Annotated in this window: 10 protein-coding genes; 8 read left to right on the forward strand and 2 right to left on the reverse strand. The window is 72.5% G+C overall.

The window, feature by feature from the left end; translation table 11 throughout:
- Window positions 1-30 precede the first annotated feature (30 nt).
- On the forward strand, window positions 31-798 hold the full coding sequence (locus tag IQ279_RS17935) for an enoyl-CoA hydratase/isomerase family protein (RefSeq protein ID WP_206349577.1): 768 nt from the start codon (window positions 31-33) through the stop codon (window positions 796-798).
- A 268-nt stretch (window positions 799-1,066) separates the two neighbouring features.
- The gene (locus tag IQ279_RS17940; protein ID WP_206349578.1) at window positions 1,067-1,585 is read left to right on the forward strand and encodes an ATP-binding protein; all 519 of its coding nucleotides are present in this window, start codon (window positions 1,067-1,069) and stop codon (window positions 1,583-1,585) included.
- Between the two features lie 55 nt (window positions 1,586-1,640).
- Here IQ279_RS17940 and IQ279_RS17945 read toward each other — a convergent pair whose 3' ends face one another.
- A complete protein-coding gene (locus IQ279_RS17945; protein ID WP_206349579.1) occupies window positions 1,641-1,949 on the reverse strand; it encodes a hypothetical protein in 309 nt (102 codons plus the stop codon).
- A 164-nt stretch (window positions 1,950-2,113) separates the two neighbouring features.
- Here IQ279_RS17945 and IQ279_RS17950 point away from each other — a divergent pair, with 164 nt between their 5' ends.
- From IQ279_RS17950 to IQ279_RS17960, 3 genes are all read left to right on the forward strand, one after another.
- Entirely contained in the window at window positions 2,114-4,057 is a 1,944-nt protein-coding gene (locus IQ279_RS17950) for an ABC transporter ATP-binding protein (protein WP_206349580.1), read from the forward strand.
- Window positions 4,054-5,985 (forward strand): ABC transporter ATP-binding protein, encoded by a 1,932-nt coding sequence (locus IQ279_RS17955; RefSeq protein WP_206349581.1) that lies wholly within the window; start codon window positions 4,054-4,056, stop codon window positions 5,983-5,985. The genes IQ279_RS17950 and IQ279_RS17955 overlap by 4 nt, the downstream gene beginning before the upstream one ends.
- 313 nt (window positions 5,986-6,298) lie before the next feature.
- A complete protein-coding gene (locus IQ279_RS17960; protein ID WP_206349582.1) occupies window positions 6,299-8,335 on the forward strand; it encodes a M4 family metallopeptidase in 2,037 nt (678 codons plus the stop codon).
- Window positions 8,336-8,474: 139 nt separating this feature from the next.
- On the opposite strand, the gene glgP is transcribed toward IQ279_RS17960, so the two are convergent.
- A complete protein-coding gene (gene glgP, locus IQ279_RS17965) occupies window positions 8,475-11,057 on the reverse strand; it encodes an alpha-glucan family phosphorylase (protein ID WP_206349583.1) in 2,583 nt (860 codons plus the stop codon).
- 425 nt (window positions 11,058-11,482) lie between these two features.
- On the opposite strand from glgP, the gene IQ279_RS17970 reads away from it, so the two are divergent.
- The 3 genes from IQ279_RS17970 to IQ279_RS17980 all read left to right on the forward strand — a co-directional run bounded on the left by IQ279_RS17970 (window position 11,483) and on the right by IQ279_RS17980 (window position 16,883).
- Entirely contained in the window at window positions 11,483-13,510 is a 2,028-nt protein-coding gene (locus tag IQ279_RS17970) for an alpha-1,4-glucan--maltose-1-phosphate maltosyltransferase (protein ID WP_206349584.1), read from the forward strand.
- Window positions 13,497-15,194: a maltose alpha-D-glucosyltransferase gene (gene treS / locus IQ279_RS17975; protein WP_093847587.1), complete on the forward strand. Its 1,698-nt coding sequence runs from the start codon at window positions 13,497-13,499 to the stop codon at window positions 15,192-15,194. The genes IQ279_RS17970 and treS overlap by 14 nt, the downstream gene beginning before the upstream one ends.
- Window positions 15,195-15,422: 228 nt before the next feature.
- Window positions 15,423-16,883, forward strand: coding sequence for a maltokinase N-terminal cap-like domain-containing protein (locus IQ279_RS17980; protein ID WP_206349585.1), 1,461 nt, complete (start codon window positions 15,423-15,425; stop codon window positions 16,881-16,883).
- Window positions 16,884-16,903: the final 20 nt, after the last annotated feature.

Genomic DNA, 16,903 nt, shown 5'->3' on the forward strand with positions numbered 1-16,903 from the left:
CGCGGCGTTAACGGGGGCTAACCTGCCCCCATGACTGTGACTCTTGAGGTCGCCGAGGGCGTCGGCACCATCCGACTGAACCGTCCCCCCATGAACGCGCTGGACATCGCCACCCAGGACCGGCTGCGCGAGCTGGCCGAGGAGGCGACGCACCGCGACGACGTACGGGCCGTGGTGATCTACGGCGGGGAGAAGGTGTTCGCGGCGGGCGCGGACATCAAGGAGATGCGCGAGATGGACCACGCGGCCATGGTCGCCAGGTCCCGCGGTCTGCAGGACTCCTTCACCGCCGTGGCCCGCATCCCCAAGCCGGTGGTGGCCGCGGTGACGGGCTACGCGCTGGGCGGCGGCTGCGAGCTGGCGCTGTGCGCCGACATCCGGATCGCCGCCGACAACGCCAAGCTGGGGCAGCCCGAGATCCTGCTGGGGCTGATCCCCGGCGCCGGCGGGACCCAGCGGCTGTCCCGGCTGGTCGGCCCCTCCAGGGCCAAGGACCTGATCTTCACCGGGCGCCAGGTGAAGGCGGACGAGGCCCTGACCATCGGCCTGGTGGACAAGGTCGTGCCCGCGGCCGAGGTCTACGAGCAGGCGCACGCCTGGGCGGTGAGGCTGGCAGCCGGTCCGGCGATCGCCCTGCGAGCCGCCAAGGAATGCGTCGACGCCGGGCTGGAGGCGGACATCGACACCGGGCTGGCGATCGAGCGCACCTGGTTCGCCGGGCTGTTCGCGACCGAGGACCGCGAGACCGGCATGCGCAGCTTCGTCGAGGAGGGGCCGGGCAAGGCGAAGTTCCGCTGACGCCCGGCCTTCGAGCCGGCCGGTCGACGGACCGGTGGGCGGGCGGACCTGTGGGCGGGCGGACCGGCCGCCGGAAGCGGCCGGAGCGCAGGGGGCGCGGAACGGCGCACGAGCCGTTCCGCGCTCCACCCCGGCGCGCACAGCCGGTGCGCGTACGGCACGACGCGACCCGAACGGCCTGCCGTCAGCCGGGAATTCACGCTGTACGGCCGCACGGCGGCCGTTTCGCGGCCATGATTGGCCCATGGCGGGAGCGAACACGGCACACATGGCATCGGCACCGGGGGAGGAACCGCCTCTCGCGGTCCCCGACGACGAGCCGGGCGGGGCCGGACCGTTCACCGGGGCCGACCCGTTCGACGATCAGGCCGAGCCCGCCGAGACGGCCGAGTTCGGCGACCCGGCCACCGCGGAGGTGCGGCTGCCCAACCGCCCCGAGTCCGCGCGCACCGCGCGCCGGCTGGTCCAGTCCGTCCTGCTGAACCGCTGGGGACTGCCCGAGGCCCTGGCCGAGGACACCGTGCTGCTCATCTCCGAACTGGTCGGCAACGCCGTACGGCACACCGGGGCCCAGTCCCTGGGGCTGCGGCTGCGGCGGCAGCGCGGCCGGATCCGCGTGGAGGTGCGCGATCCCTCGCGCGGACTGCCCTGCCTGCTGCCCGTCCACGAGTTCGACATCAGCGGACGCGGACTGTTCCTGGTGGACCACCTCTCCGACCGCTGGGGCGTGGACCTGCTGCCGCTGGGCAAGACGACCTGGTTCGAACTGCGGGACGATGAGCCCTGACCGGCGCCGGACCACCGTCCGCGTCCGCACCCGCCCCCCTCGGTTCCCGCACACCTCAGCGTGCGGCGTACCGCCGCGCGCCCGCCCGGCGCCTCCGGTCGTTGCACAGCAGGCACCGCCCCCAGCCCGGCGGAAGCGGATCGTCCTTGTCCCCGTACAGCGGATCGACCGCCCCGCGGGGATGCTCCCGGCAGCCCGTGCCACCGCGGTCCTCGCCCAGCGACCGGGCCGCGTCCAGCGCCCGGCGCAGCGCGTCGGTCAGCTGCTCCGCCTGCTCCGCCGAGGGCTCGCCGTCCAGGGTGAAGACGATGTCGGACGCGGTGTGCAGCGCGGCCCGCAGCTCTCTCAGTTCTGCCTGACTCATACCGGGCAGCGTAGGTGCCCGCACCGACACACCGCCCGCGGCCCGTCGGCGCGGGCGGCACGGGGCCCGGCCGCGCGGGGCTTCGGCCGGACGGTCCCGGCCGTCAGTCCTACGGCGGAAAACCGAGTGTGTCCTGTCAGTGATGAAACGTAGTCTCGCTCGTGATGTCTGCCACCGCCGCCAGCCCACCGCGTCCCGATCCCCCGCACCACGAACCCGGCGGCCCCGGCGGCCCCGGCGGGCCGGGGCCGGGGCCGGGCCCAGCAGCCGCGTCCGCCGGGCGGCGAGGCCGTTCCGCCGTGCGCTCGCTGCTGCGGCTGTGGCCCTTCGTCCGCCCGGTGCGGGCCCGGCTGTTCACAGCGGCCTTCGTCGCGATCCTCGCCTCCTGCCTGGGCCTGGTCATCCCTCTGGTCCTGAAGTGGATCGTCGACGGGCCGATCGCCGGACGCGACACGGGCGGGGTGTGGCTGGGCGGCGCGCTGCTGCTGGCCGTCGGTGTGCTGGAGGCCGCGCTGTTCGGGCTGCGGCGCTGGCTGGTGGCCCGCCCGCTGGCCGGGGTGGAGGCGTCGATGCGCGCCGCCCTGTTCCGGCACCTGCAGCGGCTGCCGGTCGCCTTCCACGACCGCTGGGCGAGCGGGCAGCTGCTGTCGCGCGCCACGGGTGACCTGCACCTGGTCCGTATCTTCCTGGCGTTCCCGCTCACCTTCCTGCTGGTGAACGGCACCACCATCGTCGTCGGCTTCGCCGTGCTGCTGTCCCAGGAGTGGACGCTGGGGCTGGTGCTGCTGGCCCCGGTGGCGCCGCTGGTGGTGTTCTGCTCCCTCTTCGAGACGAGGTTCTCCCTCCAGGCCCGCCGCGCCCAGGACCAGATCGGCGATCTGACCACGGTCGTCGAGGAGGCCGTCCTCGGCATCCGGATCATCAAGGGCTTCGGCCGCCACCGCAGCCAGGCCCGCGCCTTCCGCGAGCTCTCGCGGCGGCTGCTGGGCACCGAACTGCGCAAGGCACGGCTGCTGGCGGGTATCTGGGCGGTCATCACGGCGCTGCCGGAACTGGCCATCGGCGCCGCTCTGGTGTGGGGCACGGTCCAGGTGGCCGACGGCGAGCTGTCGGCGGGCACCCTGGTCGCCTTCCTCACCACGGCCCTGGCACTGCGCTGGCCGGTGGAGTCGATCGGCTTCCTGATCGCCATGAGCAACGAGGCGGCGACGGCGGCCGACCGCTACTTCGAGGTGCTGGACGAGCCGGTGCCGCCGGACACCCTCGCCGCCGAGCGCCCCTCCCCCGCCCCGCGCGGGAAGGCCGGGGAGACCAGGACCGTCCGGGACGGCCTGCGCTTCGAGGGTGTGGTCTTCCGCCACCCCGACACCCCGCCGGACTCCCCACCCGTCCTGGACGGCGTCGATCTGCACATACGCTCCGGCGAGACCATGGCCCTGGTCGGCGCCACCGGCAGCGGCAAGACCACGCTCACCGCCCTGGTCCCCCGGCTGCACGAGGTGACATCCGGCCGGATCACCCTCGACGGCCGGGACATCGCCGCGATGTCCCGCGGGGAGCTGCGCTCGCTGGTCGCCGTGGCCTTCGAGGAGGCCACGCTCTTCTCCGCCTCCGTGCGCGAGAACGTGCTGATGGGCACGGTGGAGAGCATGGCGGAGGACTCGGCGGGGAGCTCGGCTCAGGGGGAACTGGCGCGCGCCCTGCGGGTGGCCCGGGCCGAGGAGTTCACCGCGGCGCTGCCGCAGGGGCTGGACACCCAGGTCGGCGAGCAGGGACTGAGTCTGTCCGGCGGGCAGCGCCAGCGGCTGGCGCTGGCGCGCGCCGTCGTGGGCCGTCCCCGCTTCCTGGTGCTGGACGATCCGCTCTCCGCTCTCGACGTCCGCACCGAGGCTCTGGTGGAGGCCGCCCTGCGCGAGGTGCTGGCCGGCACCACCGCCCTGGTGGTGGCGCACCGGCCCTCCACGGTGCTGCTGGCCGACCGGGTCGCGCTGCTGTCGCGGGGCCGTATCGCCGCCGTCGGCACCCACGCCGAGCTGCTGCGCTCCAGCGCGGAGTACCGCCATCTGATGTCCGGCGAGCGGCACGGGCAGTACGAGGAGGAGCTATGACCGCCACCGTCACCGAACCGTCCTCCGGGGACGGGGACGCGCGGGACTCACCGGGTGCGAAGGCCGCACCGGGCGCGGGACCGGCCGCGTCCCCCGGCCCGTCCGGCCCGGACGGGCCGGACGGGCCGGACCGGGCCCCCGACGCCTTCGACCGCGATGTGCTGCCCGCGCCGAAGGGCGCCTCGCTCCGGCTGCTCGGCTCGCTGCTGCGCCCGCTGCGGCCGCGGGTGGCGGCGGCCGCCCTCCTGCTGCTGCTCCAGCAGGCCGCGGTACAGGCCGGTCCGCTGCTGGTCGCGTACGCCATCGACCGGGCGGTGCCCGCGCTGCGCGGCGGTGACGGCGGCCCGCTGGCCGCCGTCGCGGCGGGATACGCGGTGTGCGCGCTGTCCTCGGGCGGCCTGCAGTACGCCTTCGTCCGCGCCGCCGCCCGGGTCAACCAGAGCGTGCTGCTTGAGCTGCGCGGCCGGATCTACCGGCACGCCCAGGTGCTCAGTGTGGACTTCCACGACCGCTACACCTCCGGACGGCTGATCTCCCGCGCCACCACCGACGTCGAGGCGCTGCGCGAACTGCTCGACGAGGGTCTGCAGGAGCTGCTGGGCGTGATCCTGTCGGTGGTCTACATCTGCTCGGTGCTGCTCTGGCTCGACCCGGGTCTGGGCGGCGCGGCGCTGCTCTCCTTCGTTCCGCTCCTGCTGATCGTGCGGAACTTCCAGCGCCGCTCGTTGCGGGTCTACCGCAGGAAGTCCACGGCCACCGCGGCGATGATCGTGAAGTTCGTGGAGACGATGAACGGCATCCGCCCGGTGCAGGCGTTCCGCCGCGAGCGGGCGGGCGAGGCGGAGTTCGGCCGTCTCAACGACCGCCACCTGCGGTACAACGGGGACGCCATCCTGGAGATGGCCCGCTATGTGGTCTCCTCCCGGCTGGTGGCCAACACGGCGCTGGCCGCCATCGTGCTGTGGGGCGCCTACCGGGTGGCGTCCGGCTCGCTGGAGCTGGGTGTGCTGGCGGCGGCTGCGATGTACCTGCGGCGGCTGTACGACCCGATCGACCGGCTGGGGATGTTCCTCAACTCCTACCAGGGCGCGGCGGCCTCGCTGGAGAAGATCGCCGGGCTGCTCGCCCAGGCGCCCGGTGTCCCCGAGCCGGAGCACCCCCGACGGCTGCCGCCGCCGGCCGGCGGGCAGCCGGGCCGCACGGTGGTCTTCGAGGGGGTGCGCTTCGCGTACCGCACGGGCGGCGAGGTGCTGCCCCGCTTCGATCTGGAGGTCCCGGCCGGGCAGACGGTCGCGGTGGTCGGCTCCACCGGCGCGGGCAAGTCCACGCTCGCCAAGCTGCTGGCGCGCTTCTACGACCCCACGGCGGGCCGGGTGCTGCTGGACGGCGCCGACCTGCGGGAGCTGGCCACCTCCGAGCTGCGGCGCGGGGTGGTCATGGTGACCCAGGAGGCGTTCCTGTTCTCCGGGACGGTCGCCGACAACATCGCGATCGGCCGCCCGGAGGCGAGCCGGGAGGAGATCGAGCGGGCGGCGCGGGCGATCGGCGCCCACGACTTCATCACCGCCCTCCCCGAGGGGTACGACACCGACGTGCGCAAGCGCGGCGGCCGGATCTCCGCCGGGCAGCGCCAGTTGGTCGCCTTCGCCCGGGCGCTGCTGGCCGATCCGGCCGTGCTCATCCTGGACGAGGCGACCTCCTCCCTGGACATCCCCGGTGAGCGCGCGGTCCAGCGGGCCATGGACACGGTGCTGCACGGGCGCACCGCCGTGGTGATCGCCCACCGGCTGTCGACGGTGGAGATCGCCGACCGGGTGCTGGTCATGGAGGCGGGGCGCATCGTCGAGGACGGCTCGCCGACCGAACTCGTCGCGGGCGACGGCCGTTTCGCCGGACTCCACCGCGCCTGGCGCGACAGCCTGGCCTGACCGGGCGCACAGGCCCAGCGCACAGGCCCAGCACATCGAGCGGACGCACGGGCCGGGCGGGACGCCGGAGGGAATTCCGTCCGGTGTCCCGCCCGGCGGGCCGCCCCCGCCGGGCGGGACTCCCGCACCCGGTCCCCCGAGCCTGACGGACGCCCGTGACGGCCCGGTTTCTCCGTCGTTTCCATCGCGTTCGGTCAGCGGACAGCGATTTTCCGACAGCGGACAGATTCCGGCCATTTCCTTGACCTGACCCTGTCATCCTCGCCGTTTCGGTGCCACTCTCTCCACGCTGTGCACAGCCGTTCCCCCCCCCATGGGCCCCCACACCCTCAGGCGCACCATCTCCGTCTCCACACCGCTCTCCAGCGAGGAGTTCAGCGTGATAGGCAGATCCACCCCCCGCAGACGTGCCACCGCCACCGGCGCCCTCGTCGCCGCCTCGGCGCTGCTGGCCGTCGGCCTCCAGTCGCAGGTCTCCACCGCCGCGCCCCAGGCGAAGCCCGACCCCGGCGCCCTCTCCGTCAAGCTCTCCCCCTCCCAGCAGGCCAAGCTGCTCCGCGACGCGGAGGCCGGCAGCTCCGCCACCGCCAGGGCCCTCGGCCTCGGCGCCAAGGAGAAGCTCGTCGTCCGCGATGTGATCAAGAACGCCGACGGCACCGTCCACACCCGCTACGAGCGCACCTACGACGGGCTGCCCGTGCTCGGCGGCGACCTGGTCGTCGAGGAGTCGCCCGGCGGTGCGGTGGCCGAGGTCGCCAAGGCCACCACGGCGAAGATCGCCGTCCCCTCCACCGCCGCCCCGGCCTCGAAGAAGCCCTCCAGGGCCGCTGCCGAGGGCAGCACCGCACCCCGCAAGGTGGTCTGGGCCGCCGACGGGGAGCCCGTACTCGCCTGGGAGCGCGTGGTCGGCGGCACCCAGGAGGACGGCACCCCCAGCGAGCTGCACATCGTCACCGACGCGGCCACCGGCGAGAAGCTGGCCGAGTGGGAGGGCGTGCACACCGGCACCGGCGAGAGCATGTACAGCGGCCGGGTCTCCCTGGGCACCAGCGGGTCCAGCGGCTCCTACACGATGACCGACGTGAACCGCGGCAACCACAGGACCTACGACCTCAACGGCGGCTCCTCCGGCACCGGCACCCTGTTCTCCGACGCCGACGACCTCTGGGGAAACGGCTCGCCGTCCAACCGTCAGACCGCCGGCGTGGACGCCCACTACGGCGCGGCCCTGACCTGGGACTACTACAAGAACGTCCACGGTCGCAACGGCATCCGCAATGACGGGAAGGCCCCCTACAGCCGGGTGCACTACGGCAACGCCTACGTCAACGCCTTCTGGTCCGACTCCTGCTTCTGCATGACCTACGGCGACGGCGCGAACAACTCCAAGCCGCTCACCTCCATCGACGTCGCCGCCCACGAGATGACCCACGGTCTGACCTCCAACACCGCGGGGCTGCGCTACAGCGGCGAGTCCGGCGGCCTGAACGAGGCGACCTCCGACATCCTCGCCGCCGCCGTGGAGTTCAGGGCGAACAACAGCTCGGACGTCGGCGACTACCTCATCGGCGAGAAGATCGACATCCGCGGCAACGGCACCCCGCTGCGCTACATGGACAAGCCCAGCCGGGACGGCAGCTCCAAGGACTACTGGTACTCCGGCATCGGCGGCATCGACGTCCACTACTCCTCGGGCCCGGCCAACCACTTCTTCTACCTGCTCAGCGAGGGCAGCGGCGCCAAGACCATCAACGGCGTCTCCTACGACTCGCCGACCTCCGACGGCAAGCCGGTGACCGGTATCGGCATCGCGGCCGCCGAGAAGATCTGGTTCAAGGCGCTCACCGAGAAGATGACGTCGACGACCACTTACGCGGGCGCCCGCACCGCCACCCTCTCCGCCGCGGCCGACCTGTTCGGCACCGACAGCGTCCAGCACAAGGCGGTGGCCCACGCCTGGGCCGCGGTCAACGTCGGCTCCAGGCCCGACGACGGCGGCGGGGAGCCCGGCGACAACGTCTTCGAGAACACCGACGACCACGCCATCCCGGACCCGGGCACCGTGGAGTCGCCGATCACGGTGGACAGGTCCGGCAACGCGCCCAGCACGCTGAAGGTGGACGTGGACATCGTCCACACCTACCGCGGCGACCTGGTCATCGACCTGGTGGCACCGGACGGGAGCACCTACCGCCTCAAGAACAGCTCCTGGGACTCGGGCGACGACGTCCGGGCGTCCTACACGGTCAACGCCTCCTCCGAGGCAGCCTCCGGCACCTGGAAGCTGCGTGTGAGGGACGTCTACCGCACCGACTCCGGCTACATCGACAGCTGGAAGCTGACGTTCTGATCCACGCCGCGCTCCGCGTCCCGGCCCGCGTTCACCGGCCGGTGAACGCGGAACGACGGGAACGGCATGAGGGAAGGGAGGGGGCCGCGCCGGTGGCGCGGCCCCCTCCCTCCGTCCCCCGGCTCCGTGTCCCCGCCCCTCAGCGCAGCAGCACCCCGGCGGCCTCCCGGGCACCGAGGCCGTCCGGCGGCAGGGCCACCAGCCCCATCTCGGCCGGGTCCGCCAGCAGCGGATGGGAGGGCAGGACGCGGACGGTGTAGCCGAACGGCCCGGTGCGGTCCAGCGCCAGCGGCCCCTCGTACAGCCGGCTCCCGTCCTCATCCGGCCCGCCGGAGGGCTTGAGCGGTACGCGCACCGCCTCCTCGCCCGCGATGGAGTCCGACTCGTCCACCCGCCCGGCGACCGCCTGCACCTCCACGTCGTCCGGATCCAGGCCGCCCAGGGCGACCCGCACCCGCAGCGACAGCGAACCGCCCAGCTCCACGGACTCGCAGACCGACTCCACATGGTCGATCGCCACCCGCGGCCAGCCCGCGCGCACCCGCGCCTTCCAGGCCGCCAGCCGCCCGGCGGCGCCGGCGTCCAGGGCCCGGTGGGCACGGGCGGCCGGGGCGTACAGCCGCTCGGTGTACTCGCGCACCATCCGGTCGGCGAGCACCTTCGGCCCGAGCCTCTGCCTGGTCTGGCGGACCATCTCGATCCACCGCTCGGGCAGCCCGTCGCCGCCCGGCCCGCGGTCGTAGAAGCACGGCGCCACATGCTCGCGGAGCAGTTCGTAGAGCGCCGCGGCCTCTATGTCGTCGCGCCGCTGGCGGTCCTGCGCGCTCTCGTGCGCCGCGCCGGGCCCGCCGCCGTCGGCGGTCGGGATGGCCCAGCCGAAGTCCGGCTCGTACCACTCCTCCCACCAGCCGTCCCGCACCGAGAGGTTGAGGCAGCCGTTGAGCGCCGCCTTCATCCCGGAGGTCCCGCACGCCTCCAGCGGGCGCAGCGGGTTGTTCAGCCAGACGTCGCAGCCGGTGTAGAGCCCCTGCGCCATGGCCATGCCGTAGTCGGGCAGGAAGACGATCCGGTGGCGGACCCGCGGGTCGTCGGCGAACCGCACCAGTTCCTGGATAAGCCGCTTGCCGCCGTCGTCGGCCGGGTGGGCCTTGCCCGCGACCACGAGCTGGACGGGCCGGGTGGGGTGCAGCAGCAGCTCGGTGAGCCGCTCGCGGTCGCGCAGCATCAGCGTCAGCCGCTTGTAGGACGGGACGCGGCGGGCGAAGCCGATGGTGAGCACCTCCGGATCCAGGACCCCGTCGATCCAGCCGAGTTCGGCGTCCGAGGCACCGCGCTGCCGCCAGGAGGCGCGCAGCCGCCGGCGCACCTCGTGCACGAGGTGCTCGCGCAGGGTGCGGCGGGCCTCCCACAGCCCGGCGCCGCCGGAGTCGGCGGGCAGCGCCCGCATCTCGCCGGCGGTCCAGGTGGGGGCGTGGACGCCGTTGGTGATGGAGGTGATGGGCACCTCGGCGGCGTCGAAGCCCGGCCACAGTCCGGCGAACATCTCCCGGCTGACCGCGCCGTGCAGTGTGGAGACGCCGTTGGCGAGCCGGGCGAGCCTGAGCCCCATCACGGCCATGTTGAACAGCCCCGGGTCGCCGCCGGGATAGGTCTCGGTGCCCAGCCGCAGCACCTGCTCCACGTCCACCCCGGGCAGCTCGCCGTCGTCACCGAGGTGGCGGGCGACCAGCTCGCGGTCGAAGCGGTCGATGCCGGCGGGGACGGGGGTGTGGGTGGTGAACACCGTCCCGGCGCGCACGGCCTCCAGCGCGGTGTCGAAGGGCACTCCCTCCCCGCTCATCTCCCGGATGCGCTCCAGTCCGAGGAAGCCGGCGTGCCCCTCGTTGGTGTGGAACACCTCGGGTTCCGGGTGGCCGGTGACACGGCAGTACGCGCGCACCGCCCGCACTCCGCCGATGCCCAGCAGCATCTCCTGGAGCAGCCGGTGTTCACTGCCGCCGCCGTAGAGCCGGTCGGTGACGTCGCGTTCGCGCGGGGCGTTGTCCTCCACGTCGGAGTCGAGCAGCAGCAGCGGGACGCGGCCGACGCGGGCCTGCCAGACGTGGGCGCGCAGGGTGCGCGCGCCGGGCAGCCGCAGGTCCACGCGGACCGGGGCGCCGCCCGGCTCGCGCAGCACCTCCAGCGGCAGCTCGTTGGGGTCCAGGACGGGGTAGTGCTCCTGCTGCCAGCCGTCGCGCGACAGGCTCTGGCGGAAGTAGCCGTGGCGGTAGAGCAGGCCCACCCCGATCAGCGGGACGCCGAGGTCGCTGGCGGCCTTGAGGTGGTCCCCGGCGAGGATGCCGAGCCCGCCGGAGTACTGGGGCAGGGCGGCGGTGATGCCGAACTCGGGGGAGAAGTAGGCGATGGCGGCGGGTGGTTCGCCCTCCGCGCGCTGGTACCAGCGCGGCTCGGTCAGGTACTCGCGCAGATCCCCCGCGGCGGCGGACAGCCGCTCCAGGAAGTCGCGGTCGTGGGCCAGCTCCTCCAGCCTCCGGGCGGAGACGGTGCCCAGTGTCCGCACCGGGTCGCCGCCGGAGGCCCGCCAGCCGTCGGGGTCGGCGCGGCGGAAGAGCTCTCTGGTCTCGGGGTGCCAGGACCAGCGCAGGTTGTGCGCCAGGTCGCTGAGCGGTCGTAGGGGCTCCGGAAGGACGGGACGTACAGAGAATCGACGAATGGCCTTCACACTTCGACGGTAGCCGGATCCGCTCCTCATTTCGCCCGGTAACCCGTCATCACATCACCAACGGCCCCATAGGCGCATATGCGAGCACTCGTCGTGCGCCCGCGTGCGGCGCCTGGTCCGCCTTCCGCCGGCCCTCCGCCTGGCATCCGGTGCCGCCACCGGCGCGAAGAGGGAAGGAGTTTCCCGGCTCGTGGCGGGAACGGTCGGATTGGGCACTTTTGCTTACCGGCAGTTCACATTGAGGCGGATGCCCGTCCCGTCCGGGCGGGCAGTCTCTCCTCCTACCGCCCTTCCCGGGTCATCCCGGAACAACCGTCACGCCAGCCGAGTGAAAGCGGACAGGAGCGGCCATGCCCCCGGCCCGTCAGCGGTCTGTGGAACAGATAGAAAGAACAAAACCATCCGTAACGCCACCAGGTGATCCAATGATCGGTCGCATTCCCGTACTGGACGTCCATCCGCTCGTCGACTGCGGGCGCCGCCCGGCGAAGGCCGTGGCCGGCGAGACCTTCCGGGTCTCGGCCACGGTCTTCCGCGAAGGCCACGACGCGGTCGGCGCGAACGTCGTCCTGCGGGACCCGAGCGGAAGCCCGGGTCCGTGGACGCCGATGCGGGAACTGGCGCCGGGCACCGACCGCTGGGGCGCCGACGTCACCCCCGGCTCGGAGGGGCGCTGGTCCTACACCGTCGAGGCGTGGGGCGATCCGGTCGGCACCTGGCGGCACAACGCGAGGATCAAGATCCCGGCGGGGATCGACGCCGAGCTGACCCTCACCGAGGGCGCGCTGCTGCACGAGCGGGCCGCCGCGGGGGTGCCCGGGGACGACGGCCGCGCGGCCGTACTGGAGGCGGTGGAGGCCCTGCGCGACACCTCCCGCCCGGTCGCCGCGCGACTGGCCGCCGCGCTGGCGCCCGAGGTGGTCTCCGCGCTGGAACGCCACCCGCTGCGCGAACCGGTCACCGCCACCCGGCCACTGCCGCTGCTGGTGGAGCGCAGGAGGGCGCTGTTCGGTTCCTGGTACGAGTTCTTCCCCCGCTCCGAGGGCGCGGTGGTGGGGGAGGGCGAGCCGCCCGTCCCCGGAACCCTGCGCACGGCCGCCGAGCGGCTGCCCGCGATCGCGGACATGGGCTTCGACGTGGTCTACCTGCCCCCGGTCCACCCCATCGGCGAATCGTTCCGCAAGGGGCCCAACAACTCCCTGACCGCCGGCCCCCACGACGTCGGCAGCCCCTGGGCCATCGGCTCGGCCGCCGGCGGGCACGACGCGATCCACCCGGACCTGGGCACCTTCGAGGACTTCGACCGCTTCGTGGCACGCGCCCGCGAACTGCGCATGGAGGTGGCCCTGGACTTCGCCCTGCAGTGCTCCCCGGACCACCCGTGGGTCAAGGAGCACCCGGAGTGGTTCCACCACCGCCCCGACGGGACGATCGCCTACGCCGAGAACCCGCCGAAGAAGTACCAGGACATCTACCCCATCGCGTTCGACACGGACATGGACGGGCTGGTCGCCGAGACGGTCCGGATCCTGCGGATGTGGATGTCCCACGGGGTGCGGATCTTCCGCGTGGACAATCCGCACACCAAGCCGGTCGTCTTCTGGGAGAAGGTGATCGGCGAGATCAACGGGACCGACCCCGACGTCCTGTTCCTGGCCGAGGCGTTCACCCGCCCGGCGATGATGCACACCCTCGCCAAGATCGGCTTCCAGCAGTCCTACACCTACTTCACCTGGCGCAACGGGAAGGACGAGCTGACCGAGTACCTCACCGAGCTCTCCGGGGACGCCGCCTCGTACATGAGGCCCAACTTCTTCGTCAACACCCCGGACATCCTCCACGCCTACCTCCAGAACGGCGGGCGCCACGCCTTCGAGGTCCGCGCGGTGCTCGCCGCGACCCTCTCTCCCACCTGGGGGGTCTACTCGGGCTACGAGCTGTGCGAGTCGACACCGGTCAGGCCGGGCAGCGAGGAGTACCTTGATTCGGAGAAGTACCAGCTCCGCCCGCGCGACTGGGCGGCCGCGGAGCGTGCGGGCACCACCATCGCCCCGCTCCTCACCGAACTGAACCGGCTGCGCCGCCGCCATCCGGCACTGCAGGAGCTGCGCAACCTGCGCTTCCACCACAGCGACAACCCGTCGATCATCGTCTACTCGAAGCACTGCGCACGCCCGTACGCCGACACGGTTCTCACGGTGGTCAACCTCGACCCCCACCACACCCACGAGGCCACGGTCTCGTTGGACCTGGCGGAACTCGGCCTCACCCCCGCCCAGGCGGATGGCGCCGAACTTTTTCCGGTGCGCGACGAGCTCACCGGCGAGACCTATCACTGGGGCAGGGACAACTATGTGCGCCTGGAGCCGGGCCGCGGCGCGGCGCCCGCGCACGTCTTCTCCCTGCGACCGTCCCCACAGACCGGAGGGTCACCCAACCATGACCGTCAATGAACCCGTCATCGACACGTTCGAGGACACGCCCGCCAAGGACCGCGATCCCGATTGGTTCAAGAGGGCCGTCTTCTATGAAGTGCTGGTCCGTTCCTTCCAGGACAGCAACGGCGACGGCATCGGCGATCTGAAGGGCCTCACCGCCCGGCTCGACTACCTGCAGTGGCTGGGCGTGGACTGCCTCTGGCTGCCCCCGTTCTTCAAGTCCCCGCTGCGGGACGGCGGCTACGACGTCGCCGACTACACCTCCGTCCTCCCCGAGTTCGGCGACCTCGCCGACTTCGTGGAGTTCGTGGACGCCGCACACCAGCGCGGCATGCGGATCATCATCGACATGGTGATGAACCACACCAGCGACCAGCACCCGTGGTTCCAGGAGTCCCGGCGCGATCCCGACGGCCCCTACGGCGACTACTACGTGTGGGCCGACGACGACAAGCAGTACCCGGACGCCCGCATCATCTTCGTCGACACCGAGGCGTCCAACTGGACGTTCGACCCGGTGCGCAAGCAGTACTACTGGCACCGCTTCTTCTCCCACCAGCCGGACCTCAACTACGAGAACCCGCAGGTCCAGGAGGAGATGATCTCGGCGCTGAAGTTCTGGCTGGACCTGGGCATCGACGGGTTCCGGCTGGACGCTGTCCCCTACCTGTACGCGCAGGAGGGCACCAACTGCGAGAACCTCCCGCAGACCCACGAGTTCCTGAGGAAGGTCCGCGCCGAGATCGACGCCCACTACCCCGACACCGTGCTGCTGGCCGAGGCCAACCAGTGGCCGGAGGACGTCGTCGACTACTTCGGCGACTACTCCAGGGGCGGCGACGAGTGCCACATGGCGTTCCACTTCCCCGTCATGCCGCGCATCTTCATGGCGGTGCGGCGCGAGTCGCGCTACCCGGTCTCCGAGGTCCTGGCCAAGACCCCGGCCATCCCCTCGGGCTGCCAGTGGGGGATCTTCCTGCGCAACCACGACGAGCTGACCCTGGAGATGGTCACCGACGAGGAGCGCGACTACATGTACGCGGAGTACGCCAAGGATCCGCGGATGCGCGCCAACATCGGCATCCGGCGGCGGCTGGCCCCGCTGCTGGACAACGACCGCAACCAGATCGAGCTGTTCACCGCCCTGCTGCTGTCCCTGCCGGGCTCGCCGATCCTGTACTACGGCGACGAGATCGGCATGGGCGACAACATCTGGCTGGGCGACCGGGACGCGGTGCGCACCCCGATGCAGTGGACGCCCGACCGCAACGCGGGCTTCTCCTCCTGCGATCCGGGCCGGCTGTTCCTGCCCACGATCATGGACCCGGTCCACGGCTACCAGGTCACCAACGTCGAGGCGGCCATGAGCAGCCCTTCCTCGCTGCTGCACTGGACCCGCCGGATGATCGAGATCCGCAAGCAGAACCCGGCCTTCGGGCTGGGCACGTACACCGAACTGCCCTCGTCCAACCCGGCGGTGCTCGCCTTCCTGCGCGAGTACGGGGACGACCTGGTGCTGTGCGTGCACAACTTCTCGCGGTTCCCGCAGCCCACCGAGCTGGATCTGAACGCCTTCGGCGGACGCCACCCGGTGGAACTGATCGGCGGGGTGCGGTTCCCTCCCATCGGGGAGCTGCCGTACCTGCTGACCCTGGCCGGGCACGGCTTCTACTGGTTCCGGCTGCGCGAGCAGGCGTGAGGCGGGAGTAGGGCAGGCATGGACGGCGGCGGCCCGGGAACGAGTCCGGACACGGATTGGGCCCGGGCCGCCGCGGGCAGTATCCCTCCCACCACCGACCGCACCGCTCGAAGCAGTTCGCTAGCCCGCTTGGTGGGTACTCCCCGACACGTCCCGCACCGCCGGACAGCCACAGCCGCAATCCGGGACACTCTGCCGTACCTTTCGTGTGCCCGGGGAAAGGACGCCATGTCGGACAGCTCCTCGCCGCGCGCCGCCGTCGTCGCCACGCGCGAGCCGGAGGGCGCGGCGCTGCTGCGTTCGCTCACGCCACTGCTCACCGAATGGCTTCCGCGGCAACGCTGGTTCGCCGGGAAGGGGCGGCCCGTCAGCGGATTCGCCCTCGTCGCCGCCACCGAACTGCTGCCGTGCACCAGCGGCGCCGCACCGGGTCTGCTGCACCTGCTGGTGCGGGCCCGCCAGCCCGGCGGGCCGGAGCAGACCCATCCGGTTCCCGCGGACTGCTACCAGCTGCTGCTGGGCGTGCGCGACGCCCTGCCGCCACCTCTGGCCGGATCCCTGATCGGGCACCCCGCCGACGGGCCGCTGGTCGGCCGTACGGTGTACGAGGCCCTGCACGACCCCCGGCTGGCCGCCGTACTGCTGGAGCGGCTGCGCTCCCCCGGGCGGCTCGGTCCGCTGCTCTTCCAGCGGGAGCGCGGCACCACGATCCCGCAGGCGTTGCCGCCCAGGCCGCTGAGCGTGGAGCAGTCGAACTCCTCGGTGGTCTACGGCGACAGCCACATCCTCAAGCTGTTCCGCCGTGTCAGCCCCGGTGTCAACCCCGATCTGGAGCTGCCGCTGGCCCTGGCGCGGGCCGGGTCGGACCGGGTGCCCGCGCCGGCCGCCTGGTTCGAGGCGCGCCCCGGCGAACGGCCCGGCGAGGGCGGTGAGGCGGGCGAGCCGATGACGCTGGGCGTGCTCCAGCCCTTCCTGCCCGGCACCAGCGACGGCTGGCAGCTCGCACTGGGTTCGCTGGCCTCGCACGGCGACTTCTCCGGCTCCGCGCATGCGCTGGGCCAGGCGATCGCCGAGGTGCACACCACACTGGCGCAGGCCCTGCCGGTGACGGCGCTGGGCCGTCGCCAGCTGGAGTTCATCGCCTCCGGCATGAACGAGCGGCTGGAGGCCGCGGCCGCCGCCGTACCCGCCCTGCGCCCCTACCGGGGGAAGCTGCACACCGTCTTCGACGCCGTCGCCGGGCTCGGCCGCGGCGGGCGGTCCTGGTCCGCCCAGCGCATCCACGGCGACCTCCACCTGGGTCAGGCGCTGTGCGCGGGGGACGACGGCCGCTGGTCGGTCATCGACTTCGAGGGCGAGCCCGCCCGTCCCATCGCCGAACGCCGCCGCCCCCAGCCGGTGGTGCGGGACATCGCGGGGATACTGCGCTCCTTCGACTACGCGGCGTGCCAGCACGCCCGCTCCTCCCCCGGCGAGGCCGGGTGGGCCCGCGAGTGGTCCGAGAAGAATCGTGACGCCTACTGCTCCGGCTACGCCGACGCCTCCGGCTCGGACCCGCGCGACGAGGACGTCCTGCTGCGGGCGTACGAGACGGACAAGGCCGTCTACGAAGTGCTCTACGAGGCCAGGCACCGCCCCGCCTGGCTCGCCATCCCGATGTCCGCCGTCCAGCGGCTCGCGGACACCTGAACGATTCCGTGCACAGGAGG

The organism is Streptomyces verrucosisporus (genome assembly GCF_017114865.1).
Taxonomy (GTDB): Bacteria; Actinomycetota; Actinomycetes; order Streptomycetales; family Streptomycetaceae; genus Streptomyces; species Streptomyces fenghuangensis.

Excerpts from the sequence above, each read along its gene's own strand:
- IQ279_RS17935 (WP_206349577.1), top strand. The coding sequence starts at position 31 with ATGACTGTGACTCTTGAGGTCGCCGAGGGCGTCGGCACCATCCGACTG.
- IQ279_RS17940 (WP_206349578.1), top strand. The coding sequence starts at position 1,067 with ATGGCATCGGCACCGGGGGAGGAACCGCCTCTCGCGGTCCCCGACGAC.
- IQ279_RS17945 (WP_206349579.1), bottom strand. The coding sequence starts at position 1,949 with ATGAGTCAGGCAGAACTGAGAGAGCTGCGGGCCGCGCTGCACACCGCG.
- IQ279_RS17950 (WP_206349580.1), top strand. The coding sequence starts at position 2,114 with ATGTCTGCCACCGCCGCCAGCCCACCGCGTCCCGATCCCCCGCACCAC.
- IQ279_RS17955 (WP_206349581.1), top strand. The coding sequence starts at position 4,054 with ATGACCGCCACCGTCACCGAACCGTCCTCCGGGGACGGGGACGCGCGG.
- IQ279_RS17960 (WP_206349582.1), top strand. The coding sequence starts at position 6,299 with ATGGGCCCCCACACCCTCAGGCGCACCATCTCCGTCTCCACACCGCTC.
- IQ279_RS17970 (WP_206349584.1), top strand. The coding sequence starts at position 11,483 with ATGATCGGTCGCATTCCCGTACTGGACGTCCATCCGCTCGTCGACTGC.
- treS (WP_093847587.1), top strand. The coding sequence starts at position 13,497 with ATGACCGTCAATGAACCCGTCATCGACACGTTCGAGGACACGCCCGCC.
- IQ279_RS17980 (WP_206349585.1), top strand. The coding sequence starts at position 15,423 with ATGTCGGACAGCTCCTCGCCGCGCGCCGCCGTCGTCGCCACGCGCGAG.